Source organism: Lentzea xerophila (assembly GCF_051094245.1).
GTDB lineage: Bacteria > Actinomycetota > Actinomycetes > Mycobacteriales > Pseudonocardiaceae > Lentzea > Lentzea xerophila.
On the sequence record NZ_CP194934.1, the window covers coordinates 4372843 to 4390298 of the forward strand.

General features: G+C 67.8%; 21 protein-coding genes and 1 pseudogene. 12 read left to right on the top strand and 10 right to left on the bottom strand.

The features are described 5' to 3' along the window. Positions 1 to 41: 41 nt before the first annotated feature. Positions 42 to 296 (top strand): CPBP family glutamic-type intramembrane protease, encoded by a 255-nt coding sequence (locus tag ACRSBM_RS20855; RefSeq protein WP_434453154.1) that lies wholly within the window; start codon positions 42 to 44, stop codon positions 294 to 296. Here ACRSBM_RS20855 and ACRSBM_RS20860 read toward each other — a convergent pair. Further along, positions 265 to 1722, bottom strand: coding sequence for a peptide MFS transporter (locus tag ACRSBM_RS20860; RefSeq protein ID WP_434445301.1), 1458 nt, complete (start codon positions 1720 to 1722; stop codon positions 265 to 267). The genes ACRSBM_RS20855 and ACRSBM_RS20860 overlap by 32 nt on opposite strands. 167 nt (positions 1723 to 1889) lie before the next feature. On the opposite strand from ACRSBM_RS20860, the gene ACRSBM_RS20865 reads away from it, so the two are divergent. Further along, entirely contained in the window at positions 1890 to 2126 is a 237-nt protein-coding gene (locus tag ACRSBM_RS20865; protein WP_434445302.1) for a hypothetical protein, read from the top strand. A 94-nt stretch (positions 2127 to 2220) separates the two neighbouring features. Here the strand turns inward: ACRSBM_RS20865 and thpD are convergent, their stop codons facing one another. Genes thpD through ectA form a run of 4 tightly spaced genes read right to left on the bottom strand, consistent with a single transcriptional unit; the run spans position 2221 to position 5359 of the window. Then, positions 2221 to 3129, bottom strand: a complete 909-nt coding sequence (gene thpD / locus ACRSBM_RS20870) for an ectoine hydroxylase (protein ID WP_434445303.1) — start codon at positions 3127 to 3129, stop codon at positions 2221 to 2223. Then, positions 3126 to 3527 (bottom strand): ectoine synthase, encoded by a 402-nt coding sequence (locus tag ACRSBM_RS20875; protein WP_434445304.1) that lies wholly within the window; start codon positions 3525 to 3527, stop codon positions 3126 to 3128. Before ACRSBM_RS20875 ends, thpD begins: the two co-directional genes overlap by 4 nt. Before the next feature lie 19 nt (positions 3528 to 3546). Beyond that, positions 3547 to 4794, bottom strand: coding sequence for a diaminobutyrate--2-oxoglutarate transaminase (gene ectB / locus ACRSBM_RS20880; RefSeq protein ID WP_434445305.1), 1248 nt, complete (start codon positions 4792 to 4794; stop codon positions 3547 to 3549). Between the two features lie 34 nt (positions 4795 to 4828). After that, the gene (ectA, locus tag ACRSBM_RS20885; protein WP_434445306.1) at positions 4829 to 5359 is read right to left on the bottom strand and encodes a diaminobutyrate acetyltransferase; all 531 of its coding nucleotides are present in this window, start codon (positions 5357 to 5359) and stop codon (positions 4829 to 4831) included. 281 nt (positions 5360 to 5640) lie between these two features. Between ectA and ehuB the strand changes: the two genes are divergently transcribed. The 4 genes from ehuB to ehuA are packed head-to-tail and all read left to right on the top strand — an operon-like array spanning position 5641 to position 8633. Next, entirely contained in the window at positions 5641 to 6495 is an 855-nt protein-coding gene (gene ehuB / locus ACRSBM_RS20890; RefSeq protein WP_434445307.1) for an ectoine/hydroxyectoine ABC transporter substrate-binding protein EhuB, read from the top strand. 19 nt (positions 6496 to 6514) lie between these two features. Then, positions 6515 to 7195, top strand: a complete 681-nt coding sequence (gene ehuC, locus ACRSBM_RS20895; RefSeq protein ID WP_434445308.1) for an ectoine/hydroxyectoine ABC transporter permease subunit EhuC — start codon at positions 6515 to 6517, stop codon at positions 7193 to 7195. Continuing rightward, a complete protein-coding gene (ehuD, locus tag ACRSBM_RS20900) occupies positions 7192 to 7851 on the top strand; it encodes an ectoine/hydroxyectoine ABC transporter permease subunit EhuD (protein ID WP_434445309.1) in 660 nt (219 codons plus the stop codon). The genes ehuC and ehuD overlap by 4 nt, the downstream gene beginning before the upstream one ends. Continuing rightward, on the top strand, positions 7848 to 8633 hold the full coding sequence (ehuA, locus tag ACRSBM_RS20905) for an ectoine/hydroxyectoine ABC transporter ATP-binding protein EhuA (RefSeq protein WP_434445310.1): 786 nt from the start codon (positions 7848 to 7850) through the stop codon (positions 8631 to 8633). The genes ehuD and ehuA overlap by 4 nt, the downstream gene beginning before the upstream one ends. A 13-nt stretch (positions 8634 to 8646) precedes the next feature. Here ehuA and ACRSBM_RS20910 read toward each other — a convergent pair whose 3' ends face one another. Further along, on the bottom strand, positions 8647 to 9330 hold the full coding sequence (locus tag ACRSBM_RS20910; RefSeq protein ID WP_434445311.1) for a DUF4232 domain-containing protein: 684 nt from the start codon (positions 9328 to 9330) through the stop codon (positions 8647 to 8649). Positions 9331 to 9411: 81 nt separating this feature from the next. On the opposite strand from ACRSBM_RS20910, the gene ACRSBM_RS20915 reads away from it, so the two are divergent. From ACRSBM_RS20915 to ACRSBM_RS20925, 3 genes are all read left to right on the top strand, one after another. Further along, positions 9412 to 9759, top strand: a complete 348-nt coding sequence (locus ACRSBM_RS20915; RefSeq protein WP_434445312.1) for a hypothetical protein — start codon at positions 9412 to 9414, stop codon at positions 9757 to 9759. Further along, on the top strand, positions 9756 to 10148 hold the full coding sequence (locus tag ACRSBM_RS20920) for a hypothetical protein (RefSeq protein WP_434445313.1): 393 nt from the start codon (positions 9756 to 9758) through the stop codon (positions 10146 to 10148). Before ACRSBM_RS20915 ends, ACRSBM_RS20920 begins: the two co-directional genes overlap by 4 nt. A 695-nt stretch (positions 10149 to 10843) precedes the next feature. Then, positions 10844 to 11614: a CPBP family glutamic-type intramembrane protease gene (locus ACRSBM_RS20925; RefSeq protein WP_434445314.1), complete on the top strand. Its 771-nt coding sequence runs from the start codon at positions 10844 to 10846 to the stop codon at positions 11612 to 11614. Between the two features lie 138 nt (positions 11615 to 11752). On the opposite strand, the gene ACRSBM_RS20930 is transcribed toward ACRSBM_RS20925, so the two are convergent. Next, on the bottom strand, positions 11753 to 12808 hold the full coding sequence (locus ACRSBM_RS20930) for a UDP-N-acetylglucosamine 2-epimerase (protein WP_434445315.1): 1056 nt from the start codon (positions 12806 to 12808) through the stop codon (positions 11753 to 11755). A gap of 243 nt (positions 12809 to 13051) precedes the next feature. Here ACRSBM_RS20930 and ACRSBM_RS20935 point away from each other — a divergent pair, with 243 nt between their 5' ends. The 3 genes from ACRSBM_RS20935 to ACRSBM_RS20945 all read left to right on the top strand — a co-directional run bounded on the left by ACRSBM_RS20935 (position 13052) and on the right by ACRSBM_RS20945 (position 15290). After that, positions 13052 to 14269: a sensor histidine kinase gene (locus ACRSBM_RS20935; protein ID WP_434445316.1), complete on the top strand. Its 1218-nt coding sequence runs from the start codon at positions 13052 to 13054 to the stop codon at positions 14267 to 14269. Next, positions 14266 to 14934, top strand: a complete 669-nt coding sequence (locus ACRSBM_RS20940; RefSeq protein ID WP_434445317.1) for a response regulator transcription factor — start codon at positions 14266 to 14268, stop codon at positions 14932 to 14934. Before ACRSBM_RS20935 ends, ACRSBM_RS20940 begins: the two co-directional genes overlap by 4 nt. Before the next feature lie 218 nt (positions 14935 to 15152). Then, a complete protein-coding gene (locus tag ACRSBM_RS20945; protein WP_434445318.1) occupies positions 15153 to 15290 on the top strand; it encodes a hypothetical protein in 138 nt (45 codons plus the stop codon). Between the two features lie 211 nt (positions 15291 to 15501). On the opposite strand, the gene ACRSBM_RS20950 is transcribed toward ACRSBM_RS20945, so the two are convergent. From ACRSBM_RS20950 to ACRSBM_RS20960, 3 genes and pseudogenes are all read right to left on the bottom strand, one after another. Further along, on the bottom strand, positions 15502 to 15738 hold the full coding sequence (locus ACRSBM_RS20950; protein ID WP_434445319.1) for a hypothetical protein: 237 nt from the start codon (positions 15736 to 15738) through the stop codon (positions 15502 to 15504). 188 nt (positions 15739 to 15926) lie between these two features. Then, positions 15927 to 16358: pseudogene (locus tag ACRSBM_RS20955) on the bottom strand (PHP domain-containing protein); the annotation flags it as partial. A gap of 530 nt (positions 16359 to 16888) precedes the next feature. Further along, positions 16889 to 17230 carry a hypothetical protein gene (locus ACRSBM_RS20960; RefSeq protein ID WP_434445320.1) on the bottom strand — a complete coding sequence of 114 codons (342 nt, stop codon included), beginning with the start codon at positions 17228 to 17230 and terminating at the stop codon, positions 16889 to 16891. Positions 17231 to 17456: the final 226 nt, after the last annotated feature.

The window sequence follows — 17456 nt, forward strand, 5'->3', positions numbered from 1 at the left end:
GGAAGTGCTGCTCCGGGGCGCCCTGTGGCGGGCGCTGGAGGATCAACCGCTGGGTCGTCCTCGTGGTGACGAGCGGGCTGTTCTCCCTGGCGCACCTGGAACTGCTGCGCACGCCGCTGCTGCTCGTGCTGCCGATCCCGATCGGACTGGCCAGGATGTCCACCGGCAGCCTGATCGGCGCCATCGTCGCTCACCAGGTCGGGAACATCCTGCCCGCACTGTGTTGCTGCTGGCTCGGACCAAACAGCTCCCCCGGATCTGACCTCAACGCACCCCGCTCATCAGCTTGCGGATGAATGGACTCGCCAGGGCGAGCAGCACTCCGAAGACCACCGCAACACCACCCACGATGCTGAAGTACGTGCCCTCGTCGTCAACGCTGTAGTAGCGCGCCAGTGCGCCTGCCGTGGCCGTGCCCAGCGCGACGGACAGGAAGTTCAGCGCGACCATCTGCGTGCGGAACGCCTGAGGTGCGAGCTTCGTCGACAGCGACAGGCCCACCGGTGACAGCAGCAACTCGGCGACGCTGAACGTCAGCAGGATGAACACCAGCACGAGCAGCGGCGTCGTGTTGCCCGTTCCGCCGGCGAAAGGCAGGAACATCAGGAAGGCGAGGCCCATCACGACCGTGCCGAGCGCGAACTTCACCGGTGCCGACGGCTGGCGGGGACCGAGCCGGGTCCACAGGGCGGCGAACGCTCCGGCCAGCAGGATGATGAAGATCGGGTTGATGGAGTTCGCCCACGCGACCGGCATCTCCCAGCCGAACAGCGTGCGGTCGAGCCTCTGGTCGACGTAGAGGACGACCACGGTGAACTGCTGCTGGAACAACGAGAAGAACACGAAGCTGGACAGGAACATGGGGATGAAGCTCAGCACCCGGCGCCGTTCGACCTGGGTGATCTTCTTGCTGGTCAGGATGACGGTGAAGTATGCGACGGCGGCCGTCGCGACGACCAGGACGGTCACCGTGGCGAGGTTCGCGGCCGTGATTACTCCGCTCAGCACCAGCGCTGCCACGACGGCCACGACCACCACCGCCCCGGCTCCGGCGACCAGGCGTCCCCGTGCCGGCAGCGGGTTCGGCACGGCGTTCGCTTCCTGTGGAAGGTTCTTGCGGCCGATCGTGTACTGGACCAGGCCGGCGGCCATGCCGATCGCGGCGAGGCCGAACCCGAAGTGGAAGCCGAGCTGCTGCTGCGCGAGGCCCGTGAGCAGCGGGCCGACGAACGCGCCGAGGTTGACACCGAGGTAGAACAACGAGAACCCGGCGTCGCGCCGCTCGTCGCCCTCGGTGTAGAGGGCACCGACGAGCGCGGTGGCGTTGGCTTTCAGGCCACCACTGCCCAGGCCGACAGCGCAGAAGCCCAGAGCGACACCGGCCAGGCCGGGCACCACCGCGAGCGAGATGTGCCCGGCCATGATGAGAACGGCGCTGTAGAAGAGAGTTCGTTCTGAACCGAGCACGCGGTCCGCGATCCAGGCGCCGACGATCGTCGACAGGTACACGAGGCCGCCATACGCACCGACAATGCTGGTCGCGGTGGTCTCCGTCAGTCCTAGACCGCCTTCGGCGGCGGAGTAGTAGAGGTAGATCGTGAGAATGCCCTGCATCCCGTAGAACGAGAAGCGTTCCCACATCTCCACGCCGAACAGGTTCGCCAAACCACGTGGATGTCCGAAGAACCCGGTGTTCGAGCGATCGCGGGTCGAGGTGGCCATCGTCCGACCTTCCTTCCGTCGAGGTGCGAATCAGCCGGCCTGGTGCTCTCACGACACCGCGTACCCGCAACTGTTGCCCACAGCACGGATCGTCAGTGACTCGTCAGGTGATGTCCGGCCGGACTCGCGGACGATGGGAGGTGCGGGAAGAGCCGAGGAGGAACGGAATGACCACCGCCGAGGTCGAACGAACCGACCGGCACGTGATGCAGGTGACGAACGGGCTCGCCGCGGAGTTCAGCGGCGTGCTGCCCAGGCCCGTCGTCTCGAGGACGGTGCTCGACGCGCGCCAGGACCTCGAGGGGCAGATCGTGCCGGAGGCGCTCAGCGAGATGCTGCACCGCCTCGCCCGGCACCGGCTGGGCGTCCTCTGCGACGCCGGGGCCGGCCAGACCGGCAGCTGACTTCCGCCCGCGACGACCGGTGCCACCGAGGGTGCCGGGGACGAGACGGACGAGACCGGGAGGTGAGGGAAACGCCTCCACCTCCCGGTTCCTGTCAGGAGCCGCTGACACCGCCGATCGGCGTGAAGTCCCTCGACGCGATGAAGTCGGGCCGCGGACTCGCTGCCGCGAAGGGCTCGACGAGCGTGTTCTCCACGCTGTTGAACACCAGGAAGATGTTCGACCGGGCGAACGGCGTGATGTTGCTGCCCGAGCCGTGCATGCTGTTGCTGTCGAACATCAACGCGGACCCGGCCGGGCCGGTGAACTGTTCGATGCCGTGCTCGGACGCCAGGGCGGTCAGGTGGTTCTGGCTCGGAACGCCGACTTCCTGTTCCTTGAGCGATTCCTTGTAGTGGTCATCCGGGGTTTCGCCGACGCAGGGGACGAACGTGCGGTGCGCGCCCGGCATCAGCATCAGCCCACCGTTGTAGGGGTGGTTGTCGGTGAGCGCGATGGAGATGCTCACGGCTCGCATCAGCGGCATGCCGTCCTCGGCGTGCCAGGTCTCGAAGTCGGAGTGCCAGTAGAACCCGGTGCCGGTGAAGCTCGGCATGAAGTTCACCCGGCTCTGGTGCACGTAGACGTCGGAGCCCAGGATCTGCCGTGCCCGGTCGGCGATGCGCGGATCGGCGGCCAGTGCGGCGACCGCCTCCGAGGTCCGGTGCACCTCGAAGATCGAGCGGACCTGGTTCGACCGCTTCTCGACGATCGTGCGCTCGTCCGCGCGAATGCCCTCGTCGGTGCGCAGCCGGTCAAGCTCCTGCCGGTAGAACAGCACCTCCTCGGGCTGGAGCAAACCCTCGGCGGTCAGGAAACCCTTGGCGTCGTAGGACTCCAGCGTCACGTCGTCCAGAGGGCCCTGCAACGCTCCCGGCCACACCACCGGTTCGGACCTGGTGATCAGACCTGTTTCGTCCGGCGTGCGGGTCGGGTACCGGTCCTCGATCCTGGTCGCGGTCATGCGGAGGTCTCCTCTTCTCGCACCAGCGGGTAGACGCCGTTCTCGTCGTGCACCTCTCGCCCGGTCACCGGCGGGTTGAACACGCAGACGGTCCGGATGTCGGTCTTCGGACGGACCTGGTGGCGCTCGTGGCCGTTGAGCAGGTAGAGCGTGCCCGGCCGGAGCTGGTGCACCTCCCCGGTCTCCTTGTCGGTGAGCTCGCCCTCACCCTCGACGCACAGCACGGCTTCGATGTGGTTGGCGTACCAGAAGTCGTTGACGGTGCCCGCTTTCAGCACCGTCTCGTGCACCGAGAACCCGACCCGGTCACCGGCCAGGACGATGCGCCTGCTGCGCCAGTTGGGGGTGACGACGTCGCGCTCGGTGTCGTCGAGGTCGTGCAACGAACGGACGATCATGTTTCTCCTCGCTCCTGGTTCAGACGGCCGCGCAGGACAGAACGGACTCGGTGAACCGCTTGAGCCCGTCGACCAGTTCGTCCTCGGTGATCGTCAGCGGAGGCATCAGCTTCACCACCTCGTCGCTCGGTCCGGACGTCTCGACGAGCAACTCGCGTTCGAACGCCGCCTTCGCGACCTGACCGGCGATCGATGGGTCCGCGAACGCGAGTCCGCGCGCCAGACCCCGGCCCTTGGGCGTGGCACCGGGCACGACACGCGCGAGGTCCTGCAGCGCGCGGTCGACCTGCTCCCCCTTGGCGAGGGTGCTCTTCTCCAGCGTGTCGTCCGCCCAGTAGGTGTCCAGCGCCGCCGTGGCGGTCACGAACGAGGCGTTGTTGCCGCGGAACGTCCCGTTGTGCTCGCCCGGCTCCCAGACGTCGAGGTACGGACGCACCAGCGTGAGCGCCATCGGCAGACCGAACCCGCCGATCGACTTCGACAGACAGACGATGTCCGGGGTGATCCCGGCGGGCTCGAAGCTGAAGAAGGGTCCGGTCCGGCCGCACCCCATCTGCACGTCGTCGACGATGAGCAGGATGCCGTGCTTGCGGCACAGCTCGGACAACCCGGCCAGCCACTCGAACCGCGCGGCGTTGATCCCGCCCTCGCCCTGCACGGACTCGACGATGACCGCGGCGGGTTTGTTGAGCCCGCTGCCGCTGTCGGAGAGCAGCCGTTCGAAGTACAGGAAGTCCGGGTAGCGCCGGTCGAAGTAGTTGTCGTAGGGCATCGGGGTCGAGTGGACGAGCGGGATGCCCGCGCCGCCGCGCTTCATCGAGTCACCGCTGACCGACAGCGCGCCGAGGGTCATGCCGTGGAACGCGTTGGTGAAGTTGACGACGGACTCGCGGCCGGTCACCTTCCTGGCCAGCTTGAGGGCCGACTCCACCGCGTTCGTGCCGGTCGGCCCCGGGAACTGGATCTTGTAGTCCAGTGCCCGGGGTGCGAGCACGCGCTCGTCGAACGTCTCCAGGAACGCGCGTTTGGCCGCGGTGTGCATGTCCAGCGAGTGGATCACACGGTCCTCGGCGAGGTAGTCGAGCAGCGCCTGTTTGAGGACCGGGTTGTTGTGGCCGTAGTTGAGCGCGCCCGCACCGGCGAAGAAGTCCAGGTAACGGCGTCCGTCCTCGGTGTGCAGCCAGCTGCCCGTGGCGCGGTCGAACACGACCGGCCAGCTCCGGCAGTAGCTGCGCACCTCGGACTCCAGGCTGTGGAAGATGTCCACGGGTTCTCAGTTCCTCCGGGGTGTGGGGACGTCGTCAGCTCGGCCAGGGACCAACGCGGTAGAGGTCTTCTGCCTCGTGTGCGTGGGGGAAGAGCTCGCTGGGGAACAACGGCTGGTGCTCGAGCCCGACGCCGGAGGTTCGGGCCAGTGAGGTGAACAGACCGACCGAGGGCCGGTTCGCCGGCGTGATGGTGGTCTCGAGAAAACGGGCACCTCGTGCGCACGCCCGCTCCACCAGAACTTCGAGCATGGCGCCCGCCACGCCCCTTCCGCGGTGGCGGGCGTCGACCGCCACCTGCCAGACGAACAACGTGCCGGGCGAGTCGGGGCGCAGGTATCCCGTCACGAAGCCGACGAGGTCGGTGCCCAGCCGTGCCACCACGGACGTCTCGGCGAAGTCGCGCGCCCACAGCAGATACGAGTACGACGAGTTCAGGTCGAGGACTTCCGAGTCCCGGGCGATGCGCCACATCGCGGTTCCATCGCGCTGGTCCGGCCTGTCGATGAGCAGGGTTGATGTTGGTCCGCGGCCTTCGCCGTCACATTTCGTCCGGTTGCCGAACATGCTGCCGGAACGTAACAGCTCACTCCGGCAGCGCACATATTTGTCGCATGCAACATTTGCTTCGGGCCACATCGAGAGCAGGTTGACCTGCCGCAACCCCGAAAACTGTGAGGCCGCTCATAGGCAGATCATCCACTGTGGACCATGTTGCGATGTCCTTTCGTTCAGCACCACGACCTTCCGGATCGTCCACTGAGGATTACGGTCGGCTCGCCCTGTTGTCGAGGTTGGGACACCGCTTCGTGTCTTCATCGCAAGTCAGCCGGAGGCGGTTCCTCGGTGTGGGACTCCTGGCGACCACCCTGATCCCGGCCTGCAGCGCCGTCGACCTGAAGGCGGAGAACGACGGCGGCAACCTCCTCGACAGGCTCCGCGCCGCGGGCGAGGTGCGGATGGGCTTCGCCAACGAGGCTCCCTACGGCTACGTCAACCGGGAAGGTGTCCTCACCGGCGAGGCACCCGAGGTGGGCAAGGCCGTCTTCCGCCGCCTGGGCGTGGACAGGGTCGTGCCCGCGCTCTCCGACTTCGGATCGTTGATCCCGGGCCTGCGCGCGGGCCTTTTCGACGTCATCGCTGCGGGGATGTTCATCACCCCGGCGCGGTGCGAGCAGATCCTGTTCTCCGACCCGGACTACAACGCTCCGGAAGCGCTGCTCGTGCGTTCCGACGATCCGCGCGAACCCGCGACGCTCCAGGACTTCGCACAACGCGACGACCTGCGGCTAGGGGTGTTGCTCGGCAGCGTCGAGGTGGAGGTTGCAGCGGGTTACGGCGTTCCCGCTGACCGCGTCGTCACGTTCGCCAGCCAGGCAGGAGGGATCGACGGACTGCTCGCTGATCGCGTCGACGGCTTCCTGCTCACCGCGATCTCCTTGCGGGACGCGCTGTCCCGCCGGCCCGGCGTACCACTCGAGCTCACCGAGCCGTTCGTCCCCGTCATCGACGGCATCGAGCGGTACGGGGCGGGTGGCTTCGGCTTCCGGCCGGACCAGACGAGGCTCCGGGACGCGTTCAACGCCGAACTCCACGAGCTCAAGGACAGCGGGGAGCTGCTGGAGATCGTCAGACCGTTCGGGTTCTCCGAGTCCGAGATGACCGACCTGACGGCGGAACGCCTCTGCCGGCCCGCCACCTGACCGGAAGGATCTCCCCGACATGTCCGGAGGTTTGTGGCTCCGCCTCCTCGACGGTCTCCTGGTGACCCTGCAGCTGACCGTGTTCGGCGCGCTGCTGGGCCTGGTGTTCGCGTTCGCCGCCGGGCTCGGGAGACTCGCCCGCCGCCGAGTGGTGCGCGGGCTGGCCTTCGCCTACACCGAGGGTTTCCGCGGGTTGCCCGCCCTCGTCGTGCTCTTCTGGCTCGTGTTCGCCCTCCCTGGACTGGGATTCCAGCTGGACCCCCTGTTCGCCGGCGTTCTCGCGCTGTCGCTGAACATCGGTGCCTACGGAGCCGAGGTCGTGCGCGGCGCGATCCTGTCCGTGCCGGTAGGCCAGCTCGAGGCCGCGACCGCGCTCAACTTCACCCGCTGGCAACGGATGCGGCGGATCGTGCTCCCCCAGGCCGCCGTCGCCATGGTCCCGCCGTTCGGAAACCTGCTCATCGAGCTGCTCAAGGCCACCGCCCTGGTGTCGCTGGTGTACCTGCAGGACCTCACCTTCCAGGGCCAGATCGTGCGGGCCGCCACCGGGGACACCGCGATGACGTTCCTCGGCCTGCTCGTGGGTTATGGCGTGATCGCTCTGGTCCTCACGATCCTGATGCGTCTCGTGGAGCGCCGGGCCGCCGCCTCGGTCGGCCGGACCGTCCGGCCGGGCCTGCTCAGCGGGAGGACCTCATGAGCTTCGACTGGCAAACCGCGTGGAACGCGGTCCCGCCACTGCTGCAGGGCCTCCTCACCGCGCTACAGGCCACGGCGCTCGGCTACGTCCTCGCGCTCGTGCTGGGGCTGGTGTTCGCACTGGCCAGGCGCAGCCACCGGCCGTGGGTCAGGCTGCCCGTGGCGTTCGTGGTCGAGTTCGTGCGGTCGACGCCCCTGCTGGTCCAGCTGTTCTTCCTGTTCTTCGTGCTGCCCACGGTCGGCGTCGAACTCTCACCCATGCTCACGGGCGCCATCGGCCTCGGCGTGCACTACGCCACGTACACCTCCGAGGTGTACCGCGCCGGCATCGACGGCGTGCCCGCCGGCCAGTGGGAGGCGGCGACAGCGCTGAGCATGCCGCGCCGCCGGACCTGGACGCGGATCATCCTTCCGCAGGCGATCCCCCGTGTCGTACCCGCGCTCGGCAACTACGCGATCTCGATGTTCAAGGACACACCCCAGCTCACCGTCATCACGGTGGCCGAGATGCTCAGCGTCGTGAAGTCCCTCGGCTCGCAGAACTTCCAGTACCTGGAGCTGATCACCATGGCGGGTCTGCTCTACCTGGCGGCCGCGCTGCTCATCGCCTGGCCGGTGCGGATCGCGGAACGCCGGTACCGAAGGGATAACGCATGACCACCGCAGACCGCGACCAGATCGCGTTCCACGGGGTGACCAAGAAGTTCGGTGACACCCTCGTGCTCGACGACCTCTCGTTCGGAGTGGGCGCAGGGGAACGGGTGACGCTCATCGGGCCCAGCGGGTCGGGCAAGACGACCATCCTGCGGATGCTGATGACGCTGACCGAACCGGACAGCGGCACGATCACGGTGGACGGCGACCTGCTCTTCCACGAGATGCGCGACGGAACTCCCGTTCCCGCCGGCGAGCAGCACCTGCGCTCCGTGCGCCGCAAGATCACCATGGTGTTCCAGCAGTACAACCTCTTCCCCAACATGCGGGTGCTGCGCAACGTCACCGAGGCCCCCGTGCACGTGCTCGGCATGTCCAAGGACGAGGCCGACACGAGGGCACGGGAACTGCTCGAGATGGTGGGGCTGTCGGACAAGCTCGACGCCTACCCCGCTCACCTCTCCGGCGGGCAGCAGCAACGCGTCGCGATCGCGCGGGCTCTGGCGATCCGGCCGGAGGTGCTGCTGCTCGACGAGGTCACGTCGGCGCTGGACCCCGAACTCGCCGCGGAGGTGCTCGACGTGCTCCGTGACGTCGCCAGGTCCACCGACGTCACGATGCTCTGCGTGACCCACGCGATGAGGTTCGCGCGAGACATCTCCGACCGCGTGCTGATGTTCAACGAAGGCCGGATCATCGAGGCCGCCGCTCCCGCCGAACTGTTCGACGCGCCGCAGCACGAGCGCACACAGAGGTTCCTCCACTCGTTGCGGGACGAGACCTGATCGCGGCCGCTTCTCAGATACGGGTGTTGTCGGCTCCCGGCTGGACCGGACCGACATCCAGAGCAGGTCCTTCGAGCGGCGATGCGCACGCGGTGCCCTCATGGCCGACGAATCGCGGTTGGATGCCGTTCGGCGCGTAGACGCGCAACCCGCCGGCATGCACCTGCTCGCAGCCCGGCGTCTTGCGCGGTGCGCTCGAGAGGAACAGGGCAGCGGATGCGGTCTCTCCTGGTTTCAGGGTCACCACCGGTCCGTCAGTGTGCCGCTCCGCCGGCAGACCGATCTGCTGCCCACTTTCCTCGGTGACGTAGGAGACGCCAGGCGCACCGTGCAAAGTGCACGGCTCAGCCGAGGTGTTCGTGAAACGCAACGGCACGTGGGCCGCCTGCATGTTGTTGTCCCCCGGTCCCAGGTGCACGCGCAGCCCTTCGGTCGGGCACCGCTGCACGCTCTCGGCGTTGCGCGAGGTCTCCGCAGCCAGCTCACTGAACGTGGTGCTCGTGCTTTCCGGCTCGCTGCCGGGGACTGCTCCGCACGCGGCTGACAGCACGACGACCAGCTGCGGGTGTACCCGGCGATCCGCCCGATTCCCGGCCGTCGGGCAATCGCAGACTCCGGCTTCCGCGCCGAGGTCGAAGCCGAACAAGCCCTCACCCGCGGCGAACACCTGCTCGCGCTCACCGACGCCCACCAGCATCCCGCCCTGACCGGACCCGCCGCACCCGAAGCCCACCGGCGGCTGACCGCACTGGCCGAGCACACCCGCTTCCCCGGCACCGTGATCACCGACCCCCGCCGACTGGCCCGGCTGCTGCGCCGCGCCGACCCGGCCGTCTACCCCGGAACGTTCGCCACCTGCGTCTACAACCCCGACACCGCCCTGTGCCACCCCTCCCGCGACAGCCGCGGGACCACCACACCCACCCTCGGCGACTGCCGCCCCCTCGACTGCGCCAACACCGCACTCACCACCGACAACCTCACCGCCCTGCGCGCCGAACTCGACCACCTCAACCGCGAACTGACCATCCGCCCCGCCCTGCCTCCGCTGCTGCGCCACCGCCTGCACGACCGCCGCCACCGACTCGACACCTTCCTGCGCCGCCACACCCCGGAGACACCGTGACCCGCCGCAACGCACTGCCCGACCCCGCCACCGTGCAGGCCGCCATCGCTCATCTCGACGCTCTGCACGGCAGAGCACCCAGCGTCCTGGCACTGGCCCGCCACCTCGGCCTGGCCAACACCACCTTCCGACGCCACTACCCCGACATCACCACCACCCTGACCCGAAGCACGCCCAACACCCCACAACCCGGCACCGGCACGGACAACCGCGTGGCCCGCCTCCACCGCGACAACGTCAGGCTCCGCCGCGACAATCAGTCCCTGACCGAACACCTCGAACTGGCCCTGGCCAACATCCAACGTCTCACCCTGGACAACAACCACCTCGTACAACGTCTCCACGACGCCACCGGCGTCCGCCCCCTCACCCCACGGCGCTCGACGTAACCCCCAGGGACTGTAAACGTTCGGCTCTGGCTCGTAGTCGGTGGTGACGGCGAGTAGCTGTTCGCGATCATGATCTTGTGATGGCTGTCGATTCCCTTGTGGGGACAGTGTTCTCGGGACGTTCAGAGGCCTTCGGCGGGCCCACGATCCGCAAGTCGCGCGGCAGCGACACGAAACGCCGCGACAACGCCCTTTGACTCAGCCGCCATCGCCGCGGCGGCGGACGCCATGCTGCATCACCGCACCCTCAACTCGCGTCATCGTCCGCGACGAATCCCACAAAGTGGATTTGTCCGCCTCGCCCAATTACGCGGCGCCAACTCGCGAGGCGTCACCGACAAGGAATTGCAAGCCCTTTTCGTGTCGAATTAATGAGAGCGCTGGCGGGAGTTCGACTGGGCCCGCCTGTGTCGGATTAACGTCATAGGCCATCCGCGCCTGATGAAACCACTCCATTGTGCGACACGGTGGATGGGCGCTGCGCAGAGTGCGGCGCTACGCTGCCTGCATTGGCTGTCGCGGATGTTCTGTTTAGTACCCGGATTTCCCGGTTCGACCGGTCGCAACAGGAATCGAGGGCAGGGAATCAATTGCGATCAAATCGACATCCTCGCGAATTCGAACTGTCCACTGGGACCAGGTTCTGGCCGTTCGCTCGCCTCCGCCCGGCCGAAGGAGACCGTCGCCGTCGGACGTTGTTGCTGGCCGTTGCGTGCTGCGCCTATGCGCTGGCGTTCGGCTGGCCGATCTATCTGGCTGTCTCGCGGCTGGTGGAACCCACCGCGGGAGGCTCGGCGGACGCGTCCGACTTGTGGCGCGGCATCTTCTTCAACGGCTTGGCGATCGTCGTCGCCCTGGTCGTCCTTGCAACGTTTCGCAGGGCCGGTGCGCCGCTCACTGCGAGTCGGCTCACGTCCTCCGGTTTGCGCCCGGCCTTCTACGCCGCCGGTATCTGGGTAGTGTCCCAGATGCTGTCGATGCCGATCAGCGCGATTGTCGACGCTGTTTCCGAAAGCCACGACTTTCCGGCGCTCTCGATCCAAGCGGATCTCGGGCTCCAGCTGGCCCATGTGATCACCTGGTCGATCGCGGCCGGCGTCAGCGAAGAGATCATCGCCAACGCGGCCGTCATCCGGACGTGTGAACTCTGGAACGTACCGACATGGCTGATGTACGTCCTCGCCGTCATCGCGCGGCTGTCCTTCCACGCCTACTACGGAATCGCTGTGATCGAGAAGGTGCCCTGGGCACTGCTGAGCGCCTGGGCCTACCGGCAGGGACGGCTCCTGTGGCCCTTGATCGGCATTCACGTCCTGCACGATGCGTTGAACGCCATGCAGGGGCCAGCGGACGCCCCGCAGCTGTCCGTGGTGTTGACCGTGATCAACATCGCCCTGGTCGTGTACGTGATCGTCTCCCTCGTGGCACGACGACGCCGCACCGAGCGGGCCGGCGGCACCGGCTGAGGCATGTCCGCAAGAGCGCGGCCGTTCTCGGCCTGGCCCCGGCCGGGAACGGTCTCTCCTGCCACAGGGGAAGCCAATCAGCCTAGGTGGCCACGTACCGGGCCACCTTCCGCCCTTGGCAGCGGTGAGGGTCCGCCCTCATCCGACGAGGCGAACCGCAGGCCGGATCAGGGCGCGGGCCGCGTCCGCGATGCGTGCGCCAGCTCGCCCATCACCGAACGGCGAGGGCAGGTCGGCAAGACGAGCGCGGCGGCCGTCGTCGGCAAGCTCGTCCAGGGCGATCGCGGTGATGGCGTCGCGTCGGCCGGCCACTCGGCCGAAACCCTCCAGGAGTTCCGGGCGCTCCGTCGACCTCCGCACGACCAACACCGGCCGCTTCAAAACCGTGGCCTCCTCCTGCACCGCACCCGAGTCGGTGACTAGCACTCCGGCGTGCGCGGCCAACGCTAGGAACTCCGAGTGCCAGAGCCGATCCACCACTCGCACGCCCGTCCCGCACGACAGCGAGCCGCTGCGCTCGATCGCCGCCCTGGTCCTCGGATGCGCGGGAAGCACAACCGGGTGACCGGCGTCGACCAGGCCGGCCAGCTGGCTCATGATCCCGGACAGCGCCTCCTCGTCGTCGACGATCTCCGGGTGGCCGATGGTGACCAACACGTACCGGTCTGCCTCAAGGCCCCACCGACGCACGACGGCGAGCCTGTTCGCCTCCGCCATGAGCCGGTGGCGCACGGCCTCGACCGCGGTGCTGCCGGTCAACCGGACGTCCCTGCTGCCGAGCCCCTCGGCTCCCAGGTTGACGACGTTGGCTGCGGTGGGCGCGCACAGCACCTGGGCGGAGCGGTCGAGCAGTAGCCGGTTCTGCTCCTCGATGGAGTCGAACTCGTAGCTGCGCATCCCCGCACCCATGCGCACCAGCGGAATGCCGTTGGCATCGGCGGCCAACGCCCCGGCGAGCGCGGCGTCGGACGCGCCGTGCACGATGACCGCTTCCGGGCGGTCGGCGGCGAAGGTGCGGTCCAGCCGCTCCATCGTCGTCGCGATCGAGCAGCTGCGGCCGTGCGGCGCGGACGACGGCCGCCGGTCGGCGCGTACCACCCAGGCCGCCTCGCCCAATTCGGCGAGCACGGGGGCCAGCTGGAAGATCTCCGCCCGGTCGCCCATGACGACGGCGATGCCGCCGGGACGGGGCATGCGGGTAGGAGTCCTCTGGCGCGGGGGTGTGTTCCGGACGGCAGGACGCTCGGCGCGTTGCAGGACTGTGGTCATCGTTTCCTCCGAAGAATCGCTCTCCTGTACACAACCTCCTCGGAGGCACCGGCCGCGTCGTCTGGCGGTGACGGTCTGCGCCGCGTTGTGGACTCAGGTTGACGCGCCACCCGATCGTGGTCGGGCGAGTCGCCGGGCGACGGTCGTCCTGCTTGCATGGTGTGAGTGATGCGACGTTGGCAACACCTGTTCCGCTCACGTCGGCCGCGTGACGTGATGGCGGCGCTGGTGATCGGCGGTCCGGCTGCGATCGGACTGCTGACCGGTCTGCACCGCGTGACACCCACGCCGACGCCAGTTGCCTTCGCCTGCGTCTCGGGGCTGTGCGCGGTCGTGGTGGCGCTGTGGCGGCGGGAGTTCGACTGGGCCGCCACGGTGGTCGCGTGCGCCACGTTCGCCCTGACCGACCTGCCGTATCCGATTTACGTCATGACCTACTCGCTGGCCAGGCGACGCCGGTGGCCGCCCGCCTTCGCAGGCATGGCGCTACTGCTGATCTGGCCTGCCCACCAGGCGCTGTTCGAACCGGTCACCGGCGCCGTGAGCGTGTTCGAGTTCGAGCGCAGCTTGCCCGCGCACGGCCTCAACGGCCTGGTCTACTGGGCGCTCGCCGCGGCAGCTCCATTCATCATGGGACTGGCCAAGAACAGCCTGGAGGACGCCCTGGCTGAACGCGAGCACCACGCGGTGCAGTCCGCGCAGCGGCAACAGCGGCTGCGGGAGAGCACTCTGCGGGAACGCAGCCTGATCGAGCGGGCTCGGCTGGCATCCATGATGCACGACGGCGTCGGCCACCACGTCAGCGTGATGGTGACCACGGCGGGCGCGATCAGCGTCGACGCCGCCGCCACCGAGTCGATCAGGCAGCGCTGCGAGTTGATCGCCGACGTCGGCCGGCAGGCCATCGGACAGCTCGGCGAGGTGCTCGACGTGCTGTCCACACCGGACGCGGACGGCGGGGCGGCGCGGTTCGGCACCGCCGACATCGAGGACCTGATGCGCGACTACCGGTCGCTCGGTATGGACGTGTCCTGCCAGCTCGACGCGTCTGCCGATGGGTGCGACCCGATCACCGGGGACCTGTGCTATCGCATCATCCGGGAGTCACTGGCCAATGTGCTGCGCCATGCCGGTGAGCCACGCGCCGACGTCCAGCTCATCTGCGCGGACGAGGGCGCGCGGCTCACCGTGACCAGCCCACTCGCACCGCGGGACCGGCCCTCCCTGCCGGGCACGGGCCGCGGCCTGCGCCTGCTCGCCGAGGAGGTGGCACTGGCGGGCGGCAGCCTCACCGCCGAGCCGGTGGAAGATGAGGCCCGATTCGTGCTGCGGGCCGCCCTGCCGCCGAGCGGTGGCGACCACCCCGTGCGACGATCGATGTCATGATCAAGGTGCTCGTCGTCGACGACCAGGCCCTGATCCGCGCCGGGACGACGGCGATCCTGCGGTCCGCACCGGACATCGAGGTGGTCGGCGAAGCCGGCGACGGCGCCGAGGCGGTCGCGGTCTGCCGCGAGCGTCGGCCAGACGTGGTGCTGATGGACCTCCGGATGCCCAGGGTGGACGGCGTGGCCGCCACCGCCCAGCTGAAGAAGCACCAAAACCCGCCGCTCGTACTGGCGCTGACCACGTTCAACGACGACCAGCTGATGATCGACGCTCTCACCGCCGGCGCCGACGGGTTCTTGCTCAAGCAGCTCACACCAGCGGACCTGATCAACGCGATCCGCGCGGTGCACGGCGGCGCATCGGTGCTCAACGCCGAGATCGGCCGCCGGATCCTGCGACGCCTCTCGGATCACGCACCCGTGGCGTCGACCGCGTTTCCCGATGCAGCCGAACGGCTCGACCTGCTCAGCGAGCGGGAGCGCGAGGTGCTGGGCCACGTCGGCCTCGGCCTCAACAACGCCGAGATCGCCGAACGCCTGTACATGAGCGTGTCGACGGTCAAGACCTACGTCTCCCGCACCCTGACCAAGCTCCGGCTGGACAACCGGGTGCAGGCCGCACTGCTCGCCAGTCACGTGCGCCTGACGCCCGGCGAGTCGTAGGCGTACGCCGTAGTAGCACCGGCGATCGTCTTCGACTGCATCTTGCCGCAGTCCACGCCTCCCGTGATTGTGGAGCTGTTGTCGATCACGACAGCGCAGAAAGCCGATCCAGCCCTGCCCAGGCCATGAGGTTCCCGAAGTGGCCGCGCCGACCCAAAGGATTCAATGACCAGGTCAACGAGGCTGGCAGCCAATGAAACTTCCGGCTATCCGTGCGGATGACCTTCGCCGAGAGCGAGGCCGAGGCGACCGACAAGGACACCATCGACGCTCTGCGCGGACTGCCCACCGAGCTGGGCCTCCGTGCGGCTGGCGGACGACCGTCCAAGGAAATACCACGGCAGGCCGGACAGTGACGATCGCTCGGGTCCCGCCGGCACGTCTCTGTTGGCGGGACCCGAGCCGTTCAGCCAGGGAATTATGGTTCAAACCCAGATTGACCCAGGCGTCGCACTGCACGGCGACGTTCCCGGAACCTTCCCCCTACCCGGTAACACCCGTTTGGGTCACACGTTCGAGTGAATGGCCCAATGCACACTGCTGCGCCGATCTCGTAGCGGTGGGTGCTCATGACCACTCGCCACCTCCTGGCACCGTCGCCGACATGCAGGCCCGCTCCGAGGTATAGCTGACCGCCGAGCAACAGGCCCGCACGGCAGTGCTGGTCGACGACGCCTCGGCGATCATCCGCGCCAGCGTGCCGGATCTGTCGGACCCGCCGCCCGCGACCGCGCCCGGCGTGATCGCCGCGGCGGCGCTGCGCGCGTTGGCGGCCCGCCGGTCGGCAACACGACATCCCCTCACGGTACGAACAAACCAGACGATGCGACGTGCGGATGAGTCCGACCGCCTGCCAGCGGATTGACACGTCGCTGCGTGCTACCAAGCAAGTCCTCCGCGCGGGCCGCGGTCGAGAACTCGTACCGATCTGGAAGCCACTGACGTACACAGGTCGTCGATGGTCAGTGGTCAGTGGCAAACCGTCCTCATAAGGTGATCACCCGGCACAGCGCCCGGTAGCCGTCCAGACCGCGGGCCAGCGCGAGCAGGTGCGCGCCCTCCGGGTCCGGCTTCCCGGTCTGCGGTGCAGTGAGACCGAGGCTGAGCTCGGCGCCGTAGATCGTTCGCATCCCGATCTCGCGGGCGGCTTCGGCCATGCGCACCACGCCGTACATGCCGTCGTGGTCGGTCAGCGCGATCGCGTCCAGTTCCAGCCGTGCCGCCTGCTCGACCAGCTCTTCTGGCGACGACGCACCGTCGAGCCAGGAGTAGTGGGAATGGACGTGCAGCTCGGCGTAGGGCGCCGGCCGAGACGGAAGCGATCGAGCGACCGGGCGGTCTCGCAGGTCCTGGGGTGGCACGTAGGTTCCGCGCGTGCGGGACCAGGCGGCGGTGCCTTCGGGCAGTTCGGTGTGCCGGCGCATCGCGTCGTCGGATGAATCCGGAGTGGACCTCATACGCGCAGACCTCCTCACACCAGCACGAAGTGCTGAGGGGAAGTCAGCCGCGAACTCGACCATGCGGTCGAACGCGTGTGCGATTGTGCGTGACGTGGAATGCCGCGTCAAACGCGGCCCTGGCTCGAGTGACGAGGCGCCCTATCTGTCACATGAGCAAGCTAGTTGTCACCTCATGGTGCACCAGCAGTAGCTGCTGGTACTGTCTTGATACTCGAAACCTGTTGTGCATCAACGGTTTTGGCTCAGAGATGCAGGTCAAAGCAGGTGGATCGGCCTTTCGATCCTGGTGAGCTTGTTGCTGCTTCGGCTTGCTGGATGAGTCGGGCGTTTCCCGGCCGAGCCGCTGGATGTGGACAGAGAGGCGGCGGTTGGCACGGCGCAGGCGACAACGCGACCCCGAGGTGCGTCGGCTCGTGGCCCGTGCAGGATTCGCCCGCCGACACCGCATCCGGTGGCCAGTGTCGCTGCGGCCAGTCGAGTTAGTTTGATCCCGTCTATTGCGCCTCGGCCACCTCGGCCACCTCGGCTTCCTGGGCAGCCTCGGCGTCATCGGTAATGCCGCTAAGAATTCCGAGATTTTCCGGGTGGACGTCCTCCTGCGCCTCCCCGACAGCATCCCCGTGAGCTTCCATCACCTCTCCAATGACGACCTGCTGTTGTTCCATGAAGTCGTCATGGGCGTCCTGTACCTCGGCGAGCTCGCCAATGGTGTCGGTGGGGTCGCCACCATCGAGGAAGATTTCTCGGGCGGAGGCAGTGCCGGTGGTGGCCAGTGACAGCGTGGTTGCTGCGGCCAGCGTGGCCAGGAACGCGGTGATGCGAGTACGTGTGTTCATCGTGTGACTCCTCTGCTTGCCTCTCGTTGGTTGTCGGACGAAACGGTGCCCGTCGTCCATTGAGGGGTCGACGCTGGCTCTGGAGAGCCAACCTCGGACACCTGAGACCCGCCTATCGGGTGATGAAGAACGCGACTGTCGTTCGTGGACGGAGACGGTGTGTGCCCACTGCGCCACTGCCACGGCCGAGCCATGCCTGACAGACCGCGACCACACGGTCACAGTC